Below are 24,009 nucleotides of genomic sequence, written 5' to 3'. Positions count from 1 at the left end.
GGAAGAACTTTATATCTTACATTTAAAAACAGCGGAAGCACCGCTAATCCATATTGGGTTAGTGGTGCTTTTTTTGTTGTTTTTAACAAAAAATACCAAATTTTGAGGGGTTGTTTATATGTTAGACACTATGGAATATGAAAGACAAAAAGCTACTGCATGGGCAGATATTAAAAACTCACATCGTACAGGTGATGTACTGTATGCTCAAGCAATCGGTATTGAGTATGTACCAGTTGCAGGTAAAAAAGAGGAATGTTTGAAATTAAATTACAACGGAATTTATGGATACCTTCCAATTACTTTTATTGATGACTACGAGTTTAAAGGGCTTCAAAACTTTGTTGGTAAGGTATTTGAATTCTGTGTAGTTCATGTTGATTTAGATTCTCAAATTTTCGCCGCTAATCGTGTGAAAGCTTTAGAGCAATTGGCTAAACGTTTTTGGAAGAGAGCTAAAGTAGGCGAGACTTACAATGCCTTTGTACGCGGGGTTGATAAATTCCATGTATTCTTACTAGTTGATGGTGTGCCGACAAGAATGCACCGTAATGAATTCTCTTATACGTTCTTTGAAGATCTTCGAGAAGAAGTATTTATTGGAGAATCATTCGATGTAGAAATTCTTGAAGTTGTTAAACCACAACCTGATTTAGTAATTGAAGGTGAGGAGCCAACAGAAGAAGAGAAAAAGAAATTAACAGGTTTCCTTTCAGTAAGTAAGAAAACACTTGAAACTGACCCAATGATTTATATAAATGAGTATCAAGAAAAAGCTACATATCTAGGAACTATTACAAAAGTGCACCTAGATTATGGTTTATTCATTCGTTTAGAGCCAAGAGGTATTATTGCTCGTACTGGATTCCCACCAGGTACAGATCATTCGTTACTGAAAGAAGGACAAACAGTTAACTTTAAAATCCAAGAAATTATCCCAACTGAACGTCGTGTCAAAGGTATTATCATTACTCCGCAACAATCAAGAAATAGACAAAGCCAAAATCGGGGAATGAGATATGGCCGATAATCTGTTACAAGTAGATGTAAATGATGTAGGGGATTCGCCATCTTTAAAAAAGATGGCAAGTATCCCAATGGCACAAACAAATCCTTATGACGCTTCGACTAGTCCTAATGACATTTTAGAATTTTTACCACCAGACGGCTCAATGTTTGGCTTGTTTTCTGATCCATATGCAACAATGGTTTATTATCAACCAAAACAAGGTAATCACACAGGGAAGTATTGGTTAAATACCCGCTTAGAAGAACATGCATTTACCGATAATGAATTAGCTTTAATTGATTACCTTTCTATCCATCGAATAGCAACTCGTAATCAAATTCATAAAGTTATCTTTAATGCGAATGACAGACAGGACAAAATTCGTGATTTCATACAAAGATGCCGAAAACATGGTATTATTACAGCCTTTTCATGGAAGACTCCATGTGTTGATGGTAAAAAGAAACCTCTTATTTACGGACTAACAAGAGTAGGATGTGAAGCGGCTGAATTACTATTCCGTAGACAACTTCCTAAAGAGTTTATGTTTCAGCCAATAGAATTCACTAGAACTAGAGGTCCTGAAATGTCAGGTTTCTTCTTTGATTTAGTGACGAATGAACTTTTTTCAGAACTAAAACGTTTAGACCGTGTTATCACTTGGGATCGTAAACCTTCCATCCGTTTAAAAGATAGTACGGTTCACCGCCCTAGTGCAACAGTTGAATTAATCAAAGATCAAGGTGAGTTTTTAACTTTTTGGATTGAAACTCTTCGTATAACAAGAGGATGGCATGAATACGCAGCAAAAGTTTTCAAAAGAACTCAATTAGCTATTGAAAAATTACCATTAGCTTCACAACCTAAAAGGGTGATCGTTATTGTTGATAGTGATTCGCGTATCCCTTACATAGCAAAGATGGCTGAAGAATATATGCCTTCCGTTCAAGTTAGATTTACCACAGATGAACGCTTATTAATGGGATTAAGCCGCGAAACTTTTCTCCTTTACGATAACCAAAATAATCAACTTAAAAAGTCTCCTATCAGTTTCCTTACAGATGAACACGAAGGGATGACCGCTACTGAGTATTTTGAATCACAGAGTTTAGATATAGAGGATGAAGATGAGTTTGAGGAATAATTTAATGCATAAAGAACATATTGAGGAAATCGGCAAAGAGTTTTGGGGGATTTTATCCTTTGAAACCAATTTAAAAGGTCTATATCAGTTTTTAGAATTAGATAAATATAGTATCTCTATTATGACATTTGCAAATTGGGTGATTTTTCCTGAGGAAATGCCACCTGATATACGTAATACAATTAGAGATAAGTTAGTTAATCGAACTCAATCCGCTAATTATGAAGCTATACAATTTATTGATTTAAATGAAGAAGAAGAAAAACTATATCAACACACTAATGAACTTATTCATTTCAAATATTGTAACCGATTTGCAAGTCCACAAAGATTTCATTATCTTTATTTGTTACCAGATGCTGGTTTTATGAGAGTATTACAGCAATTTCAAAAGTATGGATATCTTAATAACGATACGAGTTTCTCTTACTACCTACACTATCAATCACTTAAAAAGGGGGAATAATTAAATGATGCAGCCTATCGAAATGATCTTAGCAAAAGATACTGGGGAAGAAGTAGAAGATGTTGCATTAAGCACTATCTTTGAAGTTGATGGAAAAAGATATGCTCTCCTTCAAATAGAAGAAGATGTTACATTTGTAAGAATAACGTTTGATGAAGAAGGTAACACCTGCTTTCAAGACATCAAAAATGATAAAGAGTTTAAGCAGGTTGAAACGAAATATAAGTCTATTGTAAGTTAAATTACTCGAGCTTAAATATACAACCTGATATGAGTGGTTTTATACGACTACACCTAATGTTCCTTTAGGGTAGTCTTTTTGTTTTTTTAGTTTTTGATTTTTCAATCTTTCTTTGAAACTAGTAATTATGAAGGATATGGAACTTTAGAAAAAGTATATGCCGCTTTACTTAAAAAGAAATTATTAGACTAATTATAAGCATCCTATTTACCGTCATTTTTAGTGATTTGTAGTTTACTAGCCTACTGCTACATGATAATATAAGGTATATTCTATTTTTTACTTATCTAATCTCACCTATGCAGGAGAGACACTTTGTTTAAAAACCACTCAATGAGTGATCGATTTATGTATCTTTTTTATGGATACAAATTCGTACATTCATTGAGTGGTTTTTTTGTGCGCTCAATGACGTTATGTTCATTGGGCGCTTTTTTGCACTCAAAAACTTTTTTAAGGAGGAATTTTAAATGAATATGGTTGGTTTTCAATCAGTTTGGAGTGGATTGGTGAATAAAGAGCCGGTCTTAGAGAATTTGAACGTTCGTGAAAATGCTTTTATTGAGGACCAATTTCAAATTGGAGGAAAGGTTGAGATACATAGACTCGGACCTGTCTTACAAGAAATTGAGCGTCATACAAAAGGCTTTTTACAGAAAGTTGAATGTCGTTTTGAAACTACTATGGGAAATATGCCTATATTAGAGATTCAGAAACTTGGCTTTAACTATGTAAACGGAGCTTTAATTTTTAAGAACACTGATTTTGTTCTCTCTCTTTCTACTATAGAAGATGAGAGTACAACAATTTGGAAGCTGAACCTTCAAATGATAGGTTATTCAGTACCCAATTCTTGTGGAAATGTTTTATCTCGACTTATCTCTTTAGTTAAATATGAGATGGACATCAAAAATCAAAATCGATACCTGGCGGTGGTTTAAATGGAATTGCTGCGAATGATGACCGTTTGGAAGTCTGCAGCTAAGGAGATTGACACCGAGATCATTACTACAATTGCAGGAAATCCATCGATAAGAGAACGAAAAGGGGTATATGGGGATCTCATCACCATTATCTTTGAGAATCTAACTATAGACACTGTACAGACTAAGTTTATTCAAATTAAACGTACTGGTCTTTTACAACAATGTCGTAGCTTGAAGCTTTTCTTTAAAGGACAAGTTCCGGATCTTTCTCATAGAAATATGAAGCAAAAAGGTCCTATTTGGTACTTAGAAGAGGAGAGTGTAAGTATTTGTGCGGTACCTTTTGGACCGAATGAGTGGTGTTTTATGATTGAAAAACGTAGTGGCCATGGAATACCTGTTCATGCCCTTAGTTTTATTCCATTAATGGAGCACCAACTAAAACTGGAGGTTGATGTAGGATGAAAACAAAAATGAGAAAAACTGCGATTCTCGTTGATGAAATGAATGCAATGGTTCAATTTCATCGATTAGGAATAGAAGGAATTAGACCGTGGAGACAATTTTACAAAACGGTAGAAACGTATTTTGCGAGTAACCAAGCTCCAGCAGAATACCATATGTTTGGATGCAACGTTCCAAAAGGCTTAGATGAAGAAAGATTTGAGCTGAGAGAACGTTTTTTTAGTGCCTTATTTCGTGATGGGATTAATGTTCATAAAGGCTTTACTGTCTTGGATCAACAAAATAAGTTAGTGTCTAAAGGGGTTGATGTACTCCTTTCACTAAACTTAGTTGATTTAAGTTTTGAGGGCTATGATGAAATCTTTGTCTTTTCAGCAAATAGTGATATTGTCCCAGCTATTCAACGAGCACGTGAGAATGGAGCGGTTGTAAAAGCAATCCTTTCCTCTAATGTTCCGGCTGGTCGTATGGCTAAAGCTGTTGATGAAATCATTCGTTTAGAAGATATTATTCGTTTAATTCCGTCGAAGCATCTGCCAAGACGTGAAATAAAATCAAAAACTAATTTTAAGGAGAGTGCGTAAGCATGGCAACACCAAAATGGGCAATGGACAAAGCAAATAGTTTAGTGAAGGAAGCGAAAACTCGATATGAACAGGCTAAGAAACAAATTCCTGCTGAATATCACGAATTTATCGTATTACTTCCTCAAAATGTGAAAATCGGTAATAAAGTTGAAATTGATCAACATGCTCAAGGATTAGGAATGTGGGCAACTGAAAAAGGAACTTATGTACCTGTGTCTTATCCTTATATGGCTGTTAATGGTCGTGTGAAAATGGCACGTGATGACCACAGAAAGCATGAAAAACTAATGCATTTTCATGAACCTGTCATTTCAGAAAATGGTTCTTTTTTGAAAATAACCATTGAATCTGACATGTTGGGCAAGGCTACTGGTAGCTCTATTATCCGTACAGGTGATAAAGCTTCAGGAGCTGAGAAAGATAATCCATTAGAAGTAGCTGAAACAAGTGCTATTGGTAGAGCTTTAGGCTTTCTAGGCTATGGCTTAATCGGAACAGGTATTGCTAGTGCTGAGGAAATGATTGATGAAGATAACCATAGTGATGAACCAGGTTCTTATAATGGTGATTCCTCTGGATCAGGAAGTGATAAAGGAAACAGCAGCAATGCTCCTCAACCACACCGCATTAAAGTTACTGCTTTACCTTCTTTTAACCAAGATGGTACAAGTAGCTTTAAAGCGCTCACGACATCAATGGATGAAATTACAGTAATTGTACCTAAAATACACAACACATTCATGAAGTCATTAAAAGTTGAGACGGTACTTAACCTTACTGGTTGGCTGAATAATAATAAATTAAGAATTGCTAATAACTCCGAAATGAAACGCGAAGAGTTTGGTGCAGCTTAATAAAATTCCATAATGGAAGAGTGAGTCGGTACAGATATGTATCGGCTCTTTTTTTATGAAAACTATTAATTTTTTTAAGGAGTGTTTTAATAATGGCTAAATATAAAACAACAAAACTACCAGAATCAACAAGAAAGATGTTCGAGAAGAAAATTGCTGATCAAGTGGAATCTGTCGAATCCTTAACATCTTCTATATCCTACCCGGTATATCGTATTAAGTTTAAAGGTGTTGAGCCTTTTGCTTATATTATTTCGGAAGATCCTGGGAAAAATACTGCAAAGTTAATTCACTATTGTGAAACAAATGAAAAGGGTAGTCAATGTTCTCATTTAGGAGCAGGCTGTGCTATTGGTTATAAATTAGGTCTTGATGTGAACAAACTTAGTTTTGGCAATAATTTAGCTGAAATTGAAGCTATAACAGCGTCTTTTCCAAAAGAATCGAAACATTATTCAAGTATGAATAGTCTATTCGATTTATTAGAGCCAGTAGATGAAGAAGAGGAAAGCACAACTTCCGCTCCAACTACTGCATCTCCAACTACACCTAAAAAGCCAACTCCAGTTCCAACAAAACGTAACTGGAAAAGCGGGTGGAATGAGATTAAGGATTATTTATCAGGCGAGGGATTATCGAATCGTCTCATTGCATTAATCCAAAATAAACGTGTAGCCATCCATGATACTGTTTCTCTTCGTCCTATGACCGTTGAACCAAAGAAACCTTCTTTCCCTTATAGTGGAGAGATGCTTGGTAGAGCCATTCGTCATGTATTAAGCGGTAAAGACCTTATCCTTATTGGTGGAAAAGGTACCGGCAAAGATACAATGATTGCGACATTAAGTTGGATCTTTGGATTGCCTATGAGTATTTATGTAGGGAATAAAGATGAAACAAAGGAGAGCCTTGTTGGTGAACCAGCATTCCGTAATGGTGAGAGTACGTTTGACCCTTCGGAATTTGCTAAAACTATCGAGTTCGGTGGGATAGTCAACATGGCAGAAGTGAACATGCTTGTTGGTGATGTTACATCTATTCTTCACTCAGTAGCAGATGAAAATCGTGTATTAGCTTCTCCTATTGGAGCTATTCATCGAAATGAGCATTCTGTCATTATCGGAAGTATGAATGTAGGGGAAGGATACGTGGGCGTTAAAGAGCTGAACGAAGCCTTTAAGGACCGCTTCGCTATCCTTCGTTTACCATACACCGCTGATTTCAAAAAGATGCTTTCTAGCAAGACAGGTCTAACAGATACTTATGCGTTAGAATTTCTTGAAAAGGTAAAGAAAGCTATCGAAAAGCTCATTTCAGAGGAATCTCAAGGGATGGCTGCTAATACTCTAAGAGGTTATATCGATGCCGCGAATTACTTCAATGAATATGGTGTGACATTTGATACCAAAGTTGAGGTAATCGAGGATTATGTGGTGAACAAAATTGAGGACCTTGATGAATATATGTCAGCACGACATATGATCCGCATTGAAGCATGGAAAGACTTCCCTGTTTCAGCTGAGGAAGAAGAATATGAAAAGGGAGAGATGTAAGATGACGACTAAGTTATCTATTCGCCAAGAAAAGATTAAACAACGAGAAGGAGACCGTTTAAAACGGTCTCTTCGTTCGTTATTCGGGGGAATTGACTTTGGTTTCTTTTGGACTAATGATCAAACCTCTTATACAAATGGTAAGGATATATGGGTTAAATATGATATTCAAACCCCTGCACATCGACCATTTACACCTGAAGAATGTCGTGTGCTGCGTAAATCTCATGGTATTCATGAACGAGGGCATATTGAATTTGATTATTTAGAAGATTATATACAGTGGCAAAAAGATAATGTCTCTACTAAGTTAGAAGATTGGAAAGATAATAAACTCTATCCTGCTAAATGGCTAAAGTTCTTTGGAAATATGTCACTAGATGGAAGGATGGAGAATTTCGTCGTTCTAAAACTACCGTCATATAAGGATTACGTGGATTTTAGCAACTATGAGTGGCGTTTTGGAATCAGAGGTAAGAGTATTGGAGAAAATCCAGTTGTAGATTTCCAAGATTGTTATTCATCTAGAGTATTAGGTATGACAGACCTGGATGATTGGTTACCTGAAGCTGTTGAATTAGTAGAGTCTGTTCAAGAGAAGATTGATGAACTTCGCTTTGCTGGATCAACAAAAGAGTGCCTAATCATTGTTTCAGATATTATGAAAGAAGTTTGGCCACAGCTTATCGAATGGATGGATCTTAACAACATGGAAAAAGATACACCTCCATCAGATTATAGTGGTGATTCCCATGAAGAAGGGCAACAATGGGGCGAACAAAATGAAACATCTGAGAACTCTCAAAGGGTATTAGTTGCTGTAAAAGTAGCTAAGAAAAGTGACAAAGAGTCATCTAAAAAAGGAAATACTGAAGAAGGGAAGGATTCTCCATCTGATTCTACTGTAAAAGAAGATGATTCAAGTGATGAAACAACAAACCAGCCCACAAATTCAGAGTCGGGCGAGCGAGACTCATCATCAAGCGATAATACAGAAGATGATATACAGAGTAAACAACCTGACTTTTCTCATATTATCAAAATTGAAGAAAAGCAAATGAACAAAGATGAAAAAGCGATAGATGAAGAAGTACAAGATTTTGCTTCTCGTACCGAGTCAGTTGAAATTGAAATACCTGATAAGAAAAAAAGATTGAATGAGAAGGTAGTTGTGAAACCTTATCGTAGAAAAGATACCAATCAATACCTTTCATCTTTAAGCGATGTTAAGCGATTAATTAAACCCACTTCTAAGGCTTTAAGAGAGCTTTTAGAAGGGGAACAGGACTCTGTTAGACGAAATGTACGTAGCGGGCGTTTTATGCCTAATCGAGCATGGAAGGCCGTTCATTGTAACGACAATAATGTCTTTCAAAAAAATCGTAAAGGTACGCCTAAGAGCAATGCATTTGTTGCTTTACAAGCCGATATAAGCGGTTCTACATACTCTCAGTTGGAATCCGGCACATTAGTTATTCAGGAGATCCAAAAGGCTATGCAGCTGCTTCTAGAAGCTTGTGTGGAGGCAGGAGTACCGTCAACCGCGCATGCATTTACTGAGTCCGATGATACTATTATTTATCCAATTAAACCAAATCCTCACCGTTATGGTGATGAAGAGAAAGGATACCTCGGTGCTCTTGTTCCTGAATATGGGAATAGGGATACGTTAGCTTTGCAATGGTCTGTTGATCAAATTGCTATGCGAAATGAAGATATTCGTTTAATAATTATGCTATCTGATGGTTTACCTATTTTTGAGCCTGAAGAAAACCCTCAAACGATTCGTAATATGGTGGAAAAAGCGGAGAAACAAGGGATTGACGTCCTTTGTCTTTTCGTGGGGGATCCACAGCAGCATGTTATGAATGTAGTTAAAGAAATGTATCCAGGCCGCGCTATTTTTGCTGATCGGAACATTGCTAGAGAGTTACAGAAGCATGTTAAACGAATTATTCGTTTACGACGTAAATAAAGATTAGACCTCCATATTAGTATGGAGGTCTCAGATTGTTGAGAAAGTACGTGTTTTTTTTAACACGTGCTTTTTTATGTTATTTAATGTTCACTATTGGACAGTAATTATAGGTTATTTTATAAAGAAAAGGTTCGTCATACACCTATGCTAGATTCGCTAGGTGTGTGGCGATCTTTTTCATATTCTGACAGGCTGCGGTGAGTAATACTTGCTCACTCGCATTCTGTAATCCCCGTAACCGGCAATAGCGAAGCCCATGCAGTTCTTTTGAATCTGCAAAGCTTCGCTCTACTTTTTCTTTTCTAAATTTATAAAGTTTCTTTCCTGATTCAGAAAGACGATTGAGTCGAACCTGATCTTTATGGTCCTCCCAAACATGTCGTGTAACGACTTTTTGTGTATTCTTAGATCTTGTGCAATCTTTTAGTAAAGGACAGTTTGCACATTTTTTAGGATCAGACTTATACTCGCGGTATCCTTCTCTTGTCGTTGTACGATAAATCAATTCTTCTTTGTTTGGGCAGATATATACATCACGTTCTTGATCATAATCAAACTTCCATTTTGGGAATAGACCTTTTGTAGGGTGATACCTCCTATGTGCAATAACACCAAATATCTTACGATCATTAAGCCCTTTACATATAGGGTTCGTTAAATAACCAGAATCAAGACCTACTGCTTCAACATTAAAGCTAAACCGTTCAACTTGTCTATCCAATCGTGATAGGTATGGAACAGAATCATGAACATTTCCAGGAGTAACATACGCATCGGTTATAATATTAAATTTCATATCGGTCGTTCTATGGTCAAGATAACAGAACATTTCCTGCTTATTATCTCGAGACATAAACCCGCAATCGGGATCAGTTGTACTTTGACGGATTTTCTTAGTTTCTTTCACCTCCTCTTTTTCCTTTAGAGGCTTTTTTCCATGAAGCTTCCTATCTTCATCAATAGCATTATTTAAATCATCAATATATTCCCGAGTTTCCACTTCAACATCGATACGTGTAAATTTATGTTTATTTGCATTGGCCTTTAAGTGAGTAGAGTCTGAGAATAGAACCCTTCCACCTACCATCTTATGTTTAATAGCTTGAAAGACAATTTCATCAAAAATCTCCTGAAAGATATTTGTATCTTTAAAACGAGTACGACGATTCCAACTAATAGTTGAATGATCAGGAACTGGATCAGTAAGCCTTAACCCCAAAAACCATCGATAAGCAATGTTCATTTGAATTTCTCGTTTTAGTTGGCGTTCTGAACGAATCCCGTAAAAATAACCGATAAACATCATTTTAAAAAGCATAATAGGATCGGAAGGACGGCCATTATTTTCGGAATATAAATGACGAACCCTTTCATTAATAAAAGAAAAATCTATGTATTTATCTACCTTTCTCAAAAGGTGGTCTTGAGGTACTAATTCTTCAATCATTACAAATTCAGCTTCATTTTGTAATTCTCTTTTAGGTCTAAACATTTTATTCACCGTCCAATGATTAATTACTTATATTATAACATATTAACGCGGTGAATAATTAAAGTTATTAGAGATAAATAAAGGCTGTCGAGGGTTTCTCGACAGCCTGAGACCTCCATATTAGTATGGAGGTCTTTTTGTATATATCACTATTAAACACTAATGTATTGTTGCTGTATGGAATTCTTGATTACTGTCATGATACCCAACATAATCAAAGTCCCTCCCAAATTCCTCTCTACTTACAACAATTTCAGATTGAACTTCATCATTTAGACCCTATAAATATCCCATCTACTTAAAGCATCTTTACCATATAATAGATCCATATTCTTGTCCTCTACTTTTCTGTTATCATAATACTTTGAGATAATACTTTCAAAGAAAAAACGTTCTAAAAAATAATTAATTAAAATCCTCAATGAGTAAACCAGTTATTCGTTTGCGGAATTATCCCAATTTCTTATGTGTACCTTCTAAGGATAAATCGAGAAAAGGATATGGAGGAAGATGAGTAACCAGCTATTATAAAGGAATATAAGCATCAATGATATCAATAGTGATTAAACAAGTTCAGTTCAATTGGCAGTATAAATCCCTTTTATTAATCTGTACGATTTATGGAGGATAGTTTATAATCTTTTTTTATTTTATCTCTGCAAACACATATGTTTCACCATCATTTTCTTTGTAGAACACAACAACATTTGTTAATGCAATTGGTACTTATTAGGTAAGTGAAGTGAGCTTTAAAATAATAGTATTTTTGGAAACATTTGTTTTTTGACAAGTGTTTGCTTCTACACTATATTTATTTAGATGTATATAGCATAATTTAAGGAGACCTCATTTAAATGAAAAAGAAAATCATCTTAGCGATTACAGCAGTTGTTGTTATTTTAATTGTAGGTTTAGTATTTTGGATTAATGATTCTAACAAAAAATCAGAAGAGTTTGTTGCTTTTAGAGAGCTTTTAGATGAAGAATACTTTCCTATCTTAAATGAATCAGGTGACTATTTTGATACTTTAATTGAACACGAAAATGATATTGGTACCTACTTTGTTGAGGAAGGCTTTGATGTCAATTTAGATCTTCAAAATCGATTAAAAGAAGCTAATGATATCATTATAAAGACAGATGTAAAATACGAGGATACTCATGCGCTGAAGCAAAATATATTAACAACTATTTCTGATTTGGAAGACCTTCTTGATACGCTTTATACTATGTCCCCATCGGAATATGAAAATGAAGAAATAGAAGTCTTTTATGATATGTTGTCTTTAGGTGCAAATGACTTATCAAAACAGGTAGATGAAATGAACGAGATATTAGGGGAATACTACGAGTAAACAATATTGAAAAAATAGTATCATAATGAAAGTATCACAATGAATTACTAAGTAAATTAAAACCCTCATTTTTTTGAATGAGGGTTTTAATTTTTTCGTTGAGTTTAAGTACGACATAAGTCCTTCTATTTTTAAAAATACATTCTCACACCCTGTCATTCTAAGTAAAAAGAATTATCAAGGGGAGGGATGGTCATAACCACTTTATGTCGTTGAATAGAATCACAAACAATAACACTTACATCTTTTGCTAAAGCTTTATTTGTAACCGCCCAATTGTTGTTGAGCTAGAGATACTAATCGTTTTGTAATTTCTCCACCAACGGAACCATTTGCTCTAGATGTTGTTTCTGCTCCAAGCTGCACCCCAAATTCAGAAGCGATTTCTAACTTCATTTGATTGATTGCTTCTTGTGCTCCATTTACAACTAAATGATTGCTATTGTTATTTCTAACCATTTGTAACACCTCCTTGTTATAATCTGTTGTTATAAAACCTTTAAAGGTAGTATGTAAATGTTCTTTGTTTCTTATGCATTATTTTTTAAAAAAACTGCTTTATTTATTGTCTAAATTTCTTTGAAAAGGAAATAATAGATTAACAGAATGAAGCGAGCGCTACATCTTGTTAATATATTCAATATAAGCTCCTTTATAAAAATAAACAGGAGTGAGATAAATGATAACTAATGTTGAAAAAGATTTGATCACGACAACAGTTTCAAGTAATAGAGAGAAGGGAGACATTGAATATATTTCTGCTAAGATGGTTATTTTTAGATCGATTGATGATGCTGATGAAACTGAGATACCAATAGGTCACTTAAAATGTACAATATTTAACGCACAACGATACTCTTCTGATGAAATAATAATTCAATGTGACGGCGTTACAGATGATGTCTATGAAACTATCCATTCTGTAAGGATTTTTTCAGATGAATTCATGAGTCTAGAATTCGAAGAAAGTGATGATAAAGATTTTTTTGAAGATATGTTCGAAGGAAACACTTATCATGATAATACAGTCAATGTGTTTGGTGTGATTGCTCTTATATCAGATGTGAAGATACAAGAGGAGTATCGGAATCTAGGTATCGGAACAAAATTAATATCAGAATTCATTAATTACAGCAAGATTGCCGGTATAGATTTCCTTATGCTAAAGCCGTATCCCACAGAACAAGAACACTTGAAATTAGCAGAAAACTCAAGGGAACTTGATAATAATAAATTAAAATATGAAGTCGATAGGTTAGTGAAATTCTATAGTCAATTCGGATTCACCCAAACTATTGGAATGACCTCAGATGGTGTGTATCTTGCATTGGATAATAGATAAGAATTTTGTTGAACTATATAACAAAGAATGACAATAAAAATGGCATGTAAACTGATACATACTAGTCTACATGCCTTTTTCTTATGGTTAAGGATTATTATATTCAATTAAACGTAACGATTAAATTTTTTTATTTAGTTTAAAACTTCCACTTTCTTTTGCATTGCACTTATAATTTCATCCCGAAGCGGCATTTCATGATAGATGGAGTAGGACCACTTTGCATTATTAAGATGTTCTTGACGATCAAAGTGTTCAGTCAAACGATTTCTAGATCCTATAGGGGGAGCTATTCTTTGTAACTCGGCCATCGTAGATAATCTTTTATGAGCTAACAATACATCCTGTGAACACTCATTAACCTTCATAAAATGCATTTCTAACTTAGCCCTTACATCATTCCATTCTTCCTTTTTAGACGTTCTAAAATAGGTGTTCTCCCAATGCTGCAAAGAGTGACAATGAATACAAAGCAAGGATAACCCGCTAAGGTTTATAATTAAATTCTCTTCATCAATAGACCATTCCTCATGAACATGAAGTCTAGTTAACACATCAGATGTGTAACCACATACTGAGCATTGATTTTGACTCTGTTTCAACACTTCAGTTCTAACTTTTCCCCATAATCCCTGACTAATTATTTTTCGTACTGATTTGTGTTGAACATAACTTGGAAGTCTGTTACCTATTTTTAGTTTTAGATTTGCTACTCTTAGTTTATATTCTTCAATGTTCTTTAATTTAGTGGGCTTGCTTTTGTATATTACACAACCCAACGTTCTCAAATCTTTTTTTAACGTTGTTTCTTTTATTCCAAACTTCTCAGCTACATTTGGAATTTCATTTTCAGGAATGACCCCAAATGTAGCACTAGTCATATAGTGTTCTATTATATAATTCTTTCGATCTACATCCATATCATAGAATCCCCCTTTTTTTATGAAAATTTTACCACATCGTAGATAATTTTCTATTTCCGTATGCTAATATTTAAAGATAAATATAAAAAATATATTAATGGTAGGAGGAATTTCAATGACTGCATCACCAGAACTTTTATCTAAGTTAAATACAGAGCAATTGCTTATGCGAGTAATAAGGTACCATAAACTAGTAAATTTAGGAGCACCCGTTCATTTAAGATCCAATGAATTAGTTTTAATCTTACAATCAATATGTAATGCTATATCTGATATGCCTGATTATGCTGGTGCGACTGATTCAACACATGAAAATGTACGTTTTAAAGATTTTATAGATGAAGAACATGTGTTGAAATACTCTAAGTACCATGAAAATTTTTTCAAAGATGCAACAGAAGAAACCCTTAATGTCCATAGATACAAAGTTAATGAAAGTTTATTAAGTCGCCTAGATGAATTAAATGATCTTGCTGAAATCCTAAAAAAGGAAGAAGAATTAGAGGTTTTACATAAAAAGTCAGGAATTTCTAACTTAGAGCAATACAAATTAGAAAAAGAAATGAAAAAGGATTTAAAAGAGTGGGGGTTTATACCTGAAGATTAAGGTTATATGTTTGTATATCTAACACAGTGCTATTAGAAAGAAATTCCTTTTTATAATTAATGGAGGAATTTAGTTGTTTTTAATAAGTATATTAGTAGGGAAGACTACTCTAATTAATCTTTTACAAGAAAATAAAATTAAAAAATTGAGGAACCTCATAAATAGTATTGAGGTTCCTCTTCTATTATTTAATTTTGACCTTAACCAGCTTAGATCCAGTCTTTTTATTTGCTTTAATCATCGCCTTAACAAAATCTTTTTTTATTTGTTTTTCATTCTCGTTTTTTGCCATCTTATACAATCCTTCCTCTTTCATCTTGTGGTACCCATTATGGACAAAAGAATCCTGTAATATTCAATTTTAAGTTCTATTTTAGGACTAGCTTTGTATATTTATAGAAAATGGAAAAATGACCATGAGAAAGGAGAGAAAAACATGGATAATTTGAACCCTCTCTTTCAGAATTTATCTCAACCCTTACCAAAGATGAAGAAAAGACAAAATCCTAATCCCAGCTTAGATCAAACAAGAAAGAGGGCAGAACGCTCGGATAAGACCAAAAACTGCAAATTCCCTGTAGATTCTGAGTTTCACATAAAGCTCCGCACCTGGAGTAAACAGGCTGCTGTCCCTTATCAAAAGAAATATAATAAACCATTATCTCAAACCAAATTCAACACATTACTGCTTCGCTATCTCTTAAAGAATCAACACTTAGTAGATTGGAATATTCCTTATAAAGATTCGAAGAGGTATATGCATACCAATTTATTAAAAAGGGAGTATATAGACTTAGGAGGCCCGTATGGGATTGCTATAGAGAAAGGTTATTCCGAACGAAAAACTGTCTACATAATAATGAAAGCAGCCTTAAAATGGCTAGAGAAAGGAGGGGATATAAATGAAATCCTATAGCAAATTGAACTTATTACAAAATAAGCTTACAGGACGTGATGAACCGAAGTCTTTACTGGAATACTTTTTTACTTCCAAATATTCTTACGTCACGTTTACAGTACCTTACTATGATTATATACGTGGCGAAGTATTCATTGATGATCTTAGGGATGTTATGGGGAAAGAGGTCCCACTACTGTTTGATTTAAGTGGTTTAATTAATTTACTCTATGAAGATTTTCTAACTCAAATTAAAAAGGGAACAAATTTAGAGTCTATGGCTAATTTTCTCGTTAATAGCAAGTCAAGATATATAAACCCTCCAATGATTGAGAAGCGGGTCATCAAAGAAGTAAATACTAACCTATTTTCCTTAGAAACTGTTGAAGATGAGGTTGAGGAAGTTAAAGATGATGAACCTTATAAAAAAGCAGAAATTACAATCCGTTTAAAATCATCTGCTATTCTAAGAGGAGAGGTATTCTTACACGATCTTTCTGATTATATGAGTGATGATTTTCTAAATATAGAAGAGTTGTTTACGGTCCTTTACTTAGATTTCATTAATAAAATAAGAGAAAATGGTAATACATTAACCGTTATGAAAGCAATATCAAAGCGAATTAATTCATAACCCATAGGGGGAACTTCCATTTTTCACTTTACAGTCTCTTGACCTGATTGAGAATCTGTAAGATAATATAAAAAACTTCATTATGTGAATTTAGTTCGGAAGAACCGGACACATGGGGACGCTACCCGTGTGTCCTTTTTTAATATATTAATCATATATCTTGTTTTTTCCTAAAATACCCTTAGAAATGAAAAAAACCTCTGCCGAGGGCAAAGGTTTTTTCGAAACCAGATAAATATTAAGTTACTTTTATTATAAGTTTCCATAATCTTTAGGTCAAGTATTAGATTAAAGAAAAAATGGATTTACTGGATTTTTTTGTTATGTTAAAATGAAATTTGAAACCAGAGCACTAGATTGGGAGAAATTTGTCCATTATATATGGAAATAGTCCTATCTTCTAGTCTTTTAGTAGTACTTAGGTCTCTGTTTTCAGTGAACATAAGTACTTTTTTCATTTTCAAAAGGAATTTCATTAAGAAATTTCAGTCAATAAAATGAAATAGACAACGTAAAAAGCCGATCGCGCCAACGATCGACTGTAAGGTTAAAGTTGTTGTCCATCAAAACGCCAATTTTGATAGACAGTAAAGTATGTTACTGCCAAGTTTGAAATTCCCCATATTAATTAGCGCCAACTGATTAATATGAAATACAAATAAATAACACAAACCTTCGAAAAAAATAGACATTCGAGGGCGTCTTTCTTATTGCCTTTTATTGTTTTGTTAATCATATTATACCTTTTTTACATAGATGGCGCAACGGATTCACAACAGTTTATAGAAATTTCAATAGGGAAATCTAGACAATTTTTGACACAGAAAGTGAGGGAAGCAAAATGCGAACATCAAAAGCTCGAATTAGCGGGAAAAAGTTTTTTCAAGATGGACTAACTAAATTAAAAGTGCTGCATGATTTGAAGCCACTTCCTGCTTCTGCTATTGCGACGTATATGCTTTTCCACTTAGAATGTGATGATCTTGGCCGTATTCGTGCGAACACCTTTTCACTCTCAAAACTGTCTGAACCTACTAAAATTCCATATACCACTATTCATACAGGTAGAAATGTTCTTTTTGAACGTGATCTTCTACGAGAAGTCATTATTGGAAATGAACCTTACTATGAGATTGTTGGCTATAATGAATGGAATTCCCCTGAAATTAATGCTCAATTAGGAAACAATAGCAGCCTTAACTATTTCAAAATTCCATTTAAGCTCTTTACCAGCCCATCATTAAAAGCACTTGTATCAAGTAGAGATGCATCTGGGTTAATAATGCTGCTAGATTTATTTAATACATTCACTAGAGGAATGAATATGTATGGTAGTGAGGATACTACTCGTACTATGAAGACATTGAAAGAGAAAATGAAGAAAACCGCTAAAAGTATTCGGGATTGGGTGGTACTTGTAAAAGATTTATTCATCTTTGAAGCTGAAGAGACTACAGAAAGAAAGCCAGATTTTTCACGTTTAACCACTCGAAAGAAGAACAACCCTATACAAATTGTTATTAAGAAGTTTTCAATAAAAATGAATCCAGATTTAGTCTATGAACTTGAGGATACTTATAACACTGAAATGATAGAGTCTTCCGTACGTAAGGAAGTAGCGTTTAAACTACCAGCTGAGAATATCAAACATTCATCGAAAGATCTTAAAGATATTGTTCGAGTGTTTAAAGAGGAAGTCATAAGCTCATTGAAATACTACAATGACTCCATTCTTACACGTAATCAGATTATGTTACATGTATTCAACACTACATTTGATCAGTTGATAGAATACTATAAGGATAAAAAAATGAACGATCCGAAACAGCAAATTAAATCTCTTGGTGCATTTATGCGAAATGGATTACTTAAAAAATTGCATCACCTTGCAACAACACCAAATAGATTCTCTGGAACACTCCATGATGCTGTTGTTTCATATCATCATGAAAAGAAAGAGTATCCGAAATTTTATCATCCTAAGTATGCCTCAAAAAATTAATTGTCTTACAAGCCCTGTTTAAAAACTATGGTTTTACAGGGCTAATTGCTATGGTGTTTTTTTATACAGACACACTTCTTATCTAGCAAACTAACTATAAACCCTTCTAGGTTGTTAAAAATTCATCAACCTAGAAGGGTTTTACTTTTATTTCCATTACGAGTACTCTCTTGTGGATTTGTGAGTAATTGGTTTAATGTCTTGTACTAATCGTGAATATTTTAATTTAAGGTATCTTAATACATGCATAATTCATGTAATTTACTTGTGTTTTTGTTGAAAATTCGTTTCTTTAATTTCTTAAAGTAGGGTTAACCTCTAGAACCACAAGGCTTTTCCGCTCCTATTAGTTCGCCTATATTATTTAATAATGATTATTTATTGTTTTTAATGGTTTTTATATTGCTATACCGTGAATTTTTTTACTGCTATTTATAGTATTTGTACAAATAAACTGCTTAATTTAAGTAACAGCTATTTGGTTCTAGTTGATAGATCTGAACAAATTGACAAAATAAAAAATATTTTTTGTAGAAATAACTGAAAGGAGGGATGATATATTTTGGTATATTGTTGAAACACTAATGATGATGACTGAATTACTTCAACAACATCGTAATTAGTTTTTCCTCTTTAAAAGAGTAGTAGATAAATTTTTATAATATGCTATACTGTTCTTATATTTATTAATTGTTTATTTTATCCACCCATGCGGGAGGATCTTATTGAGTCAGAAAACACTCCTTGAGTGATCGAATGTATCTTTTTTGTGCAAAGATACAATTCTTTCGATTGTTCAAGGAGTGTTTTTTTTATTATTATGCACTCAAAACCTATTTGCTTTTTTAAGGAGGAAGTAATTTATGCATCAACAAACTAACCGTAAACGAATTAGTCGGGAGACCATTGATGCAGTCAATGCCGTACCAATTTTGGATTTAGCCAATGCTCTTGGTGATAATCCTAAAAGAGTGGGAAAGCAGTATGCAGTGTTCTGTCCTAATCCAAATCATGGAGAAAGGACACCTGACACCTACATCGAGGCTAACAAGAATATTTTTAAATGTTTCGGTGGTGGTGGTTGCGGTGCCGGTGGTCCTTCATCGTTTACCTATTATTATTGGCATGAATATGGAAGAGCATACGACAAAAATAACAAAGAGGATAAAAAGAATTTTCCACTTGTTATTGAGAAGATTGCCAATCTTATGGGAATCACCATTAAGTATGAGGATGGTTCTACGGTTAAATCAAGTGGAGCAGCTTCTTATAAGCCACGCTACACCCAACCAAAAGAATTGGAGCCACAGTCAGTAGATATTTGCGATAAAGTTTATCGTGCATTTCTATCACTATGTCCAGTTCAAAAAGAACATTTTATGGAATGGGTACAAGAACGTAAATACTCCAAAGAGGATGTTATGACATTGGGATTACGATCTGTTCCTTCTGCTGAGGAAGTGTTTAATATCCTGGCGCAACTAGTGAATAAGGGTTATCCATTAGAACGTGTGCCTGGCTTCGTCCAAAGGTTGTATCCTGAATCCATCGCTTCTCAATATCCTCAAGAATTAGTCTCTGAAGATAAGCAAAAACGGGGATTCTGGGTTTGGACAGTAGCAGGTAGCAAGGGATATTTCATTCCAGTTCGAGATCGTCAAGGGCGTATTGTTCGATTGCGTGTTAGACGTGATGAAGGAAAGCCAAAATACATTTGGTTTTCATCATTCGATAATACAGCGATTGAAACAGAGAAATTTAAATTACGACGTTATGGTGTTTCAAGTGGAGCCCCTTTAAATGTCGTTCCTCCCGTATCTCAAATTCGTAGTTGGAATACTGGGACCGATATTTCAGACGTGTTCAATGTCAATGTAATCATTGGAACGGAAGGGGAGCATAAGAGCCAAGTCTCTGCCAATAAGCTACTAGCAACAGTAATTGGAGTGCCTGGTGTCGGCAATTTCAAGGACATCATTCCACTTTTGAAAGATTGGGGAACCAAGAAATTTATACTTGCTTACGACATGGATACCTTAAAACGTGAAGATGAAAGTAAAAAATCAAAAGACAAGCAACAAAAGCTTTTTGATAAACTTACTGAATTTGCGAAGGATGTAATGAAGCTGGGCATTGATGTGTATCTCTGGACTTGGGATATTCGCGATGGGAAAGGTTTGGATGACTTACTACTAGCAAATAAGCTGCCAATGGAGGTAAACCTACGCACAGGTGAGCGAAAATTGGTAGACTTGAATAAGCTACATCAAGTTGCTTAGTAGGAGGAAGTATCATGCAAATATATTCAGCTACAGGAAGGTTAACCAAAGATCCTAACCTTACATACAAAAATGACTTGGCTAAATGTGAAATGGTCATAGCAGTCGAGGATCGTATGGCAAGAAGGACTGATTTTATTCCACTTGTTGTTTGGAGAGATACAGCTGTTAATTGTGCCAATTATCTAGTGAAAGGACAAGAAATTTCTATCATTGGGAAGTGGCGATCAAGTAATTACCAGCGCGGTGGAATGAATTTAACTAGTTTCGAAGTTGAGGTATACGAAGTGAAATTTGGACAAGCGCCTAAGGCTAAATAATAAAAATTAAAAACTTTTTAGGAGTGTGGTTCTGTTGTTGAATCGAGTTGTATTAGTGGGAAGATTAACTAAAGATCCTGATTTGAGGTATACGCCAAGTGGAGTAGCGGTTGCTACGTTTACACTTGCAGTCAATCGGACATTTACCAATCAACAGGGAGAAAGAGAAGCTGATTTTCTTAACTGTGTAATTTGGCGTAAACAGGCCGAAAATGTAGCAAACTTCCTTAAAAAAGGTAGTCTTGCAGGGGTTGATGGACGACTACAGTCGCGCTCTTTTGAAGATCAGACTGGAAAGCGTGTTTATGTAACAGAAGTTGTTACAGAAAGCGTTCAGTTCCTTGAGCCTAGGGGATCACAAAACAACAATTCGAATGATCTGGGTTTTGATAGAAATTCAAATTCACAAGGTAATCAAGGTGGTTCGATTTTTAACCAGGACCCATTTGCGAACTCTGGTAAACCAGTAGATATCGCTGACGATGATCTCCCATTTTAAAGAGGGTAATTATTAAAAAATCATATATAAGAGATTTCAATCTATTATACACTGTAATGTCTATGAGATGAAACCTTTTTTTCCCAATCGACAGGGGCTAGTATTAACCACTCCTGTCGATCTTGGGAGTGGAAAAGGAGAAGATTGCGATGAAGCAAGATACAAACATTGTCAAGATGATGGAATTATCTACAGCTCATATCAGTGAAGATACGAGGGTTTGGATAGTGGGAAATATTAATGAACCGAACCCTTTAATCATTTATGAGAAGGAAGTTTACGGATGGTATATCCCACTTACATTAACTGATATTAATCCTGAAGATCTAAAGCGGGTACCTAGTGATCTATTAAACATCCTACGAATTGCGGAACAAAAGGATTGTCAATGGATAATGTTAGATGGTGATGGACCAATTGTAGGGTATTTGCCTCAATATGACTGGTAATTTATCAAAAAACTAAAAACTTTTTAAGGAGTGTTTTATTATGTTAAAAATCAATGTAAAGAAAGATGTATTAGTGAAAACTGTTCAGGATGTTGCTTATGTGATTGATTCTAAACCAAACTTACCTATTTTATCAGGACTAAAAATTTCAACAGTTAGTGATGGAATCAGACTTGTTGGTACAGATAATGATATGACTATCGTGCGAACAATTCCTTTACAGGAGAAAGATAAGGAGATTGCAAGTGTTAAAGAAGAGGGCAGCATTGTTTTAAATGCTAAGTTTCTTCTAGACATTGTTAAGAAAGCTCCGAAAGAGGATATCTCAATTGAAGTTGGAAAAAACTTGGTGACAAAAGTTCAATCAGGTAAATCGTCGTTTAAATTGAACGGATTTGATGCTGAGGACTTTCCAAAGTTACCACAGATAGATGGGGAAGCAGATTTTAGTGTAGCAGTAGGGGAACTTAAAGCCTTAATTGGTCAAACAAGTTTTGCTGCTTCTACCTCTGAAACAAGACCTATCTTAACAGGGGTAAATATCACTTTAGATAAAGGGGTAAAAGCAGTAGCAACTGATAGTCATCGACTTGCATTAAAGACAATGGCTATTAGCACAGGCGATGAAGCAAGGAATATCACTATTCCTGCTAAATCGCTTACTGAACTGTCAAAGGTATTAGTAGATCAAGAAGAAATGGTAGACGTAAAAATTACGGATACCCAAATTCTTTTCCAATCTCATAATTTATTTTTCTATTCTCGATTATTAGATGGGAATTTTCCTGATATCTCCCGGTTAATACCTGAGAGTTTTAAGACAAATCTTCTTTTAAATAAAAAGGAGTTAAAAGGTGCTCTTGACCGCTGCTCTTTATTAATAACAGAAAAAGTAAAGGTTGTTAATCTTCAGGTAACAGATAACAAAGCAATGTTAACTGTTACTCACCCAGAAATAGGGACTGTAGAAGAGTTCATAGAGGATGTAAAAATTGAAGGGGAGGATATTAAAATTGCCTTCAGTACTAAATTTGCTCTTGATGCTTTAAATTCAATCGGAACAAACAAAGTGAAGATTGATTTTGTCGGGGCACTTAGACCATTCCTTATTCGAGCTGATAATGATGATGCTCTTACTCAATTAGTTTTACCTGTAAGGGTTCAATAAAAGTCTTTTAGACTTCATGCAAAAAAGCTGTTACTCCTTGACAGCTTTTTTTGTTTAACTTACTACATTTTCATTCTTCTTTTTGTTCAATATACATTATTACTTCATCAAGTAGTTTTTCTGAATAAGCACTACGTTTTATTCTTAATTCCTTTACATCTTTATACTAAACACAACATATCTAACCTACTGAAACTCTGCTAGTGCCCCTGCAAATGTACTCTCACCACAATTTTATCAATAGAATGGATATCCTTTATTAACTTTTGATCAATTTATATCATTTCCTAATTTGTGTGTTGATTTAAAATAAAATCTGATAATTTGTAAAGTTAAAACCTGTAATGATATACAGGAATTTATTGTTCCGCAAACGGGCCAGATTGTTTAACAATAACTTATTATAAATTGTTATTGATTGTTCTTTAACTTATGGGCTGTTTATTCCGTATTACGCAATTCAAAGTTATTCATAGCTTAGTTTAGGAGTAATTCTTTGAACAAAACAAGTATTTTTCTTAAGAAATTAAACTGATTCATCTTTCGTCATTATATATAGAAGTGATTACCTGAAATCTTTATTTAGAATAGGGGTATGTTTCATCTTAGTTAGTGGCTGTTCATCAATAGGAATAAATCAGTCTTTATCAGAAGAAGCATGGGGACTCATATACGGATATATTATTCAGACGGATAACCCCTTTATATCGTACATTGAATTTTTATCCAACTTTCAGTTGTTTTCAATATCCTTATTGGATACAAAAAATAATTGTACTTGTTATGTAATATTCAACCTTTATATGGAATCTGCCTCA

At 34.3% G+C, this 24,009-nt stretch carries 24 protein-coding genes; 21 read left to right on the top strand and 3 right to left on the bottom strand.

Translation table 11 applies throughout. From position 1 onward, the window contains the following. The first annotated feature begins 118 nt into the window (after positions 1-118). The 10 genes from AC0L8O_RS25770 (at position 119) to AC0L8O_RS25725 (ending at position 9,220) form a co-directional block, all read left to right on the top strand. A complete protein-coding gene (locus tag AC0L8O_RS25770; protein WP_473449323.1) occupies positions 119-1,030 on the top strand; it encodes a 30S ribosomal protein S1 in 912 nt (303 codons plus the stop codon). Next, a complete protein-coding gene (locus tag AC0L8O_RS25765; protein ID WP_473449322.1) occupies positions 1,020-2,153 on the top strand; it encodes a replication-relaxation family protein in 1,134 nt (377 codons plus the stop codon). Before AC0L8O_RS25770 ends, AC0L8O_RS25765 begins: the two co-directional genes overlap by 11 nt. After that, complete coding sequence (locus tag AC0L8O_RS25760; RefSeq protein WP_473449783.1) at positions 2,143-2,619, top strand: hypothetical protein; 477 nt, start codon at positions 2,143-2,145, stop codon at positions 2,617-2,619. Before AC0L8O_RS25765 ends, AC0L8O_RS25760 begins: the two co-directional genes overlap by 11 nt. 4 nt (positions 2,620-2,623) lie before the next feature. Beyond that, entirely contained in the window at positions 2,624-2,860 is a 237-nt protein-coding gene (locus tag AC0L8O_RS25755) for a DUF1292 domain-containing protein (protein WP_473449320.1), read from the top strand. Positions 2,861-3,330: 470 nt separating this feature from the next. Next, on the top strand, positions 3,331-3,801 hold the full coding sequence (locus AC0L8O_RS25750) for a hypothetical protein (RefSeq protein ID WP_473449318.1): 471 nt from the start codon (positions 3,331-3,333) through the stop codon (positions 3,799-3,801). Next, positions 3,802-4,251, top strand: a complete 450-nt coding sequence (locus tag AC0L8O_RS25745; RefSeq protein WP_473449316.1) for a hypothetical protein — start codon at positions 3,802-3,804, stop codon at positions 4,249-4,251. After that, on the top strand, positions 4,248-4,835 hold the full coding sequence (locus AC0L8O_RS25740) for an NYN domain-containing protein (protein ID WP_473449314.1): 588 nt from the start codon (positions 4,248-4,250) through the stop codon (positions 4,833-4,835). Before AC0L8O_RS25745 ends, AC0L8O_RS25740 begins: the two co-directional genes overlap by 4 nt. Positions 4,836-4,837: 2 nt before the next feature. Further along, the gene (locus tag AC0L8O_RS25735; protein ID WP_473449312.1) at positions 4,838-5,692 is read left to right on the top strand and encodes a hypothetical protein; all 855 of its coding nucleotides are present in this window, start codon (positions 4,838-4,840) and stop codon (positions 5,690-5,692) included. Between the two features lie 92 nt (positions 5,693-5,784). Beyond that, positions 5,785-7,245 carry an AAA family ATPase gene (locus tag AC0L8O_RS25730; protein WP_473449309.1) on the top strand — a complete coding sequence of 487 codons (1,461 nt, stop codon included), beginning with the start codon at positions 5,785-5,787 and terminating at the stop codon, positions 7,243-7,245. 1 nt (position 7,246) lies between these two features. Further along, on the top strand, positions 7,247-9,220 hold the full coding sequence (locus AC0L8O_RS25725; protein ID WP_473449307.1) for a vWA domain-containing protein: 1,974 nt from the start codon (positions 7,247-7,249) through the stop codon (positions 9,218-9,220). Between the two features lie 145 nt (positions 9,221-9,365). On the opposite strand, the gene AC0L8O_RS25720 is transcribed toward AC0L8O_RS25725, so the two are convergent. After that, on the bottom strand, positions 9,366-10,715 hold the full coding sequence (locus tag AC0L8O_RS25720) for an IS1182 family transposase (RefSeq protein WP_473449305.1): 1,350 nt from the start codon (positions 10,713-10,715) through the stop codon (positions 9,366-9,368). Between the two features lie 854 nt (positions 10,716-11,569). Here AC0L8O_RS25720 and AC0L8O_RS25715 point away from each other — a divergent pair. Continuing rightward, entirely contained in the window at positions 11,570-12,070 is a 501-nt protein-coding gene (locus tag AC0L8O_RS25715; RefSeq protein WP_473449304.1) for a hypothetical protein, read from the top strand. A gap of 258 nt (positions 12,071-12,328) precedes the next feature. Here AC0L8O_RS25715 and AC0L8O_RS25710 read toward each other — a convergent pair whose 3' ends face one another. Beyond that, positions 12,329-12,529 (bottom strand): small, acid-soluble spore protein, alpha/beta type, encoded by a 201-nt coding sequence (locus AC0L8O_RS25710; RefSeq protein WP_473449302.1) that lies wholly within the window; start codon positions 12,527-12,529, stop codon positions 12,329-12,331. Between the two features lie 220 nt (positions 12,530-12,749). On the opposite strand from AC0L8O_RS25710, the gene AC0L8O_RS25705 reads away from it, so the two are divergent. Further along, complete coding sequence (locus tag AC0L8O_RS25705; protein ID WP_473449300.1) at positions 12,750-13,412, top strand: GNAT family N-acetyltransferase; 663 nt, start codon at positions 12,750-12,752, stop codon at positions 13,410-13,412. Between the two features lie 134 nt (positions 13,413-13,546). On the opposite strand, the gene AC0L8O_RS25700 is transcribed toward AC0L8O_RS25705, so the two are convergent. Next, positions 13,547-14,332 (bottom strand): hypothetical protein, encoded by a 786-nt coding sequence (locus AC0L8O_RS25700; RefSeq protein ID WP_473449299.1) that lies wholly within the window; start codon positions 14,330-14,332, stop codon positions 13,547-13,549. A 118-nt stretch (positions 14,333-14,450) separates the two neighbouring features. Between AC0L8O_RS25700 and AC0L8O_RS25695 the strand changes: the two genes are divergently transcribed. From AC0L8O_RS25695 to dnaN, 9 genes are all read left to right on the top strand, one after another. Then, positions 14,451-14,942: a hypothetical protein gene (locus AC0L8O_RS25695; protein ID WP_473449297.1), complete on the top strand. Its 492-nt coding sequence runs from the start codon at positions 14,451-14,453 to the stop codon at positions 14,940-14,942. Between the two features lie 436 nt (positions 14,943-15,378). Beyond that, positions 15,379-15,858 (top strand): hypothetical protein, encoded by a 480-nt coding sequence (locus AC0L8O_RS25690; protein ID WP_473449294.1) that lies wholly within the window; start codon positions 15,379-15,381, stop codon positions 15,856-15,858. Next, positions 15,845-16,474, top strand: coding sequence for a hypothetical protein (locus tag AC0L8O_RS25685; RefSeq protein WP_473449292.1), 630 nt, complete (start codon positions 15,845-15,847; stop codon positions 16,472-16,474). Before AC0L8O_RS25690 ends, AC0L8O_RS25685 begins: the two co-directional genes overlap by 14 nt. A gap of 841 nt (positions 16,475-17,315) precedes the next feature. Then, complete coding sequence (locus tag AC0L8O_RS25680; protein WP_473449288.1) at positions 17,316-18,476, top strand: hypothetical protein; 1,161 nt, start codon at positions 17,316-17,318, stop codon at positions 18,474-18,476. 863 nt (positions 18,477-19,339) lie between these two features. Beyond that, positions 19,340-20,755 (top strand): CHC2 zinc finger domain-containing protein, encoded by a 1,416-nt coding sequence (locus AC0L8O_RS25675; RefSeq protein WP_473449286.1) that lies wholly within the window; start codon positions 19,340-19,342, stop codon positions 20,753-20,755. 14 nt (positions 20,756-20,769) lie between these two features. After that, on the top strand, positions 20,770-21,075 hold the full coding sequence (locus AC0L8O_RS25670) for a single-stranded DNA-binding protein (RefSeq protein ID WP_473449284.1): 306 nt from the start codon (positions 20,770-20,772) through the stop codon (positions 21,073-21,075). Positions 21,076-21,109: 34 nt separating this feature from the next. Then, entirely contained in the window at positions 21,110-21,574 is a 465-nt protein-coding gene (ssb, locus tag AC0L8O_RS25665; protein ID WP_473449282.1) for a single-stranded DNA-binding protein, read from the top strand. A 149-nt stretch (positions 21,575-21,723) separates the two neighbouring features. Then, positions 21,724-22,023, top strand: coding sequence for a DUF5983 family protein (locus AC0L8O_RS25660; RefSeq protein WP_473449279.1), 300 nt, complete (start codon positions 21,724-21,726; stop codon positions 22,021-22,023). A gap of 40 nt (positions 22,024-22,063) precedes the next feature. Then, complete coding sequence (gene dnaN, locus AC0L8O_RS25655; protein WP_473449276.1) at positions 22,064-23,191, top strand: DNA polymerase III subunit beta; 1,128 nt, start codon at positions 22,064-22,066, stop codon at positions 23,189-23,191. Positions 23,192-24,009: the final 818 nt, after the last annotated feature.

Source organism: Metabacillus sp. KJ11-3 (genome assembly GCF_055808295.1).
This window is presented reverse-complemented; position numbering and strand designations above follow the sequence as displayed.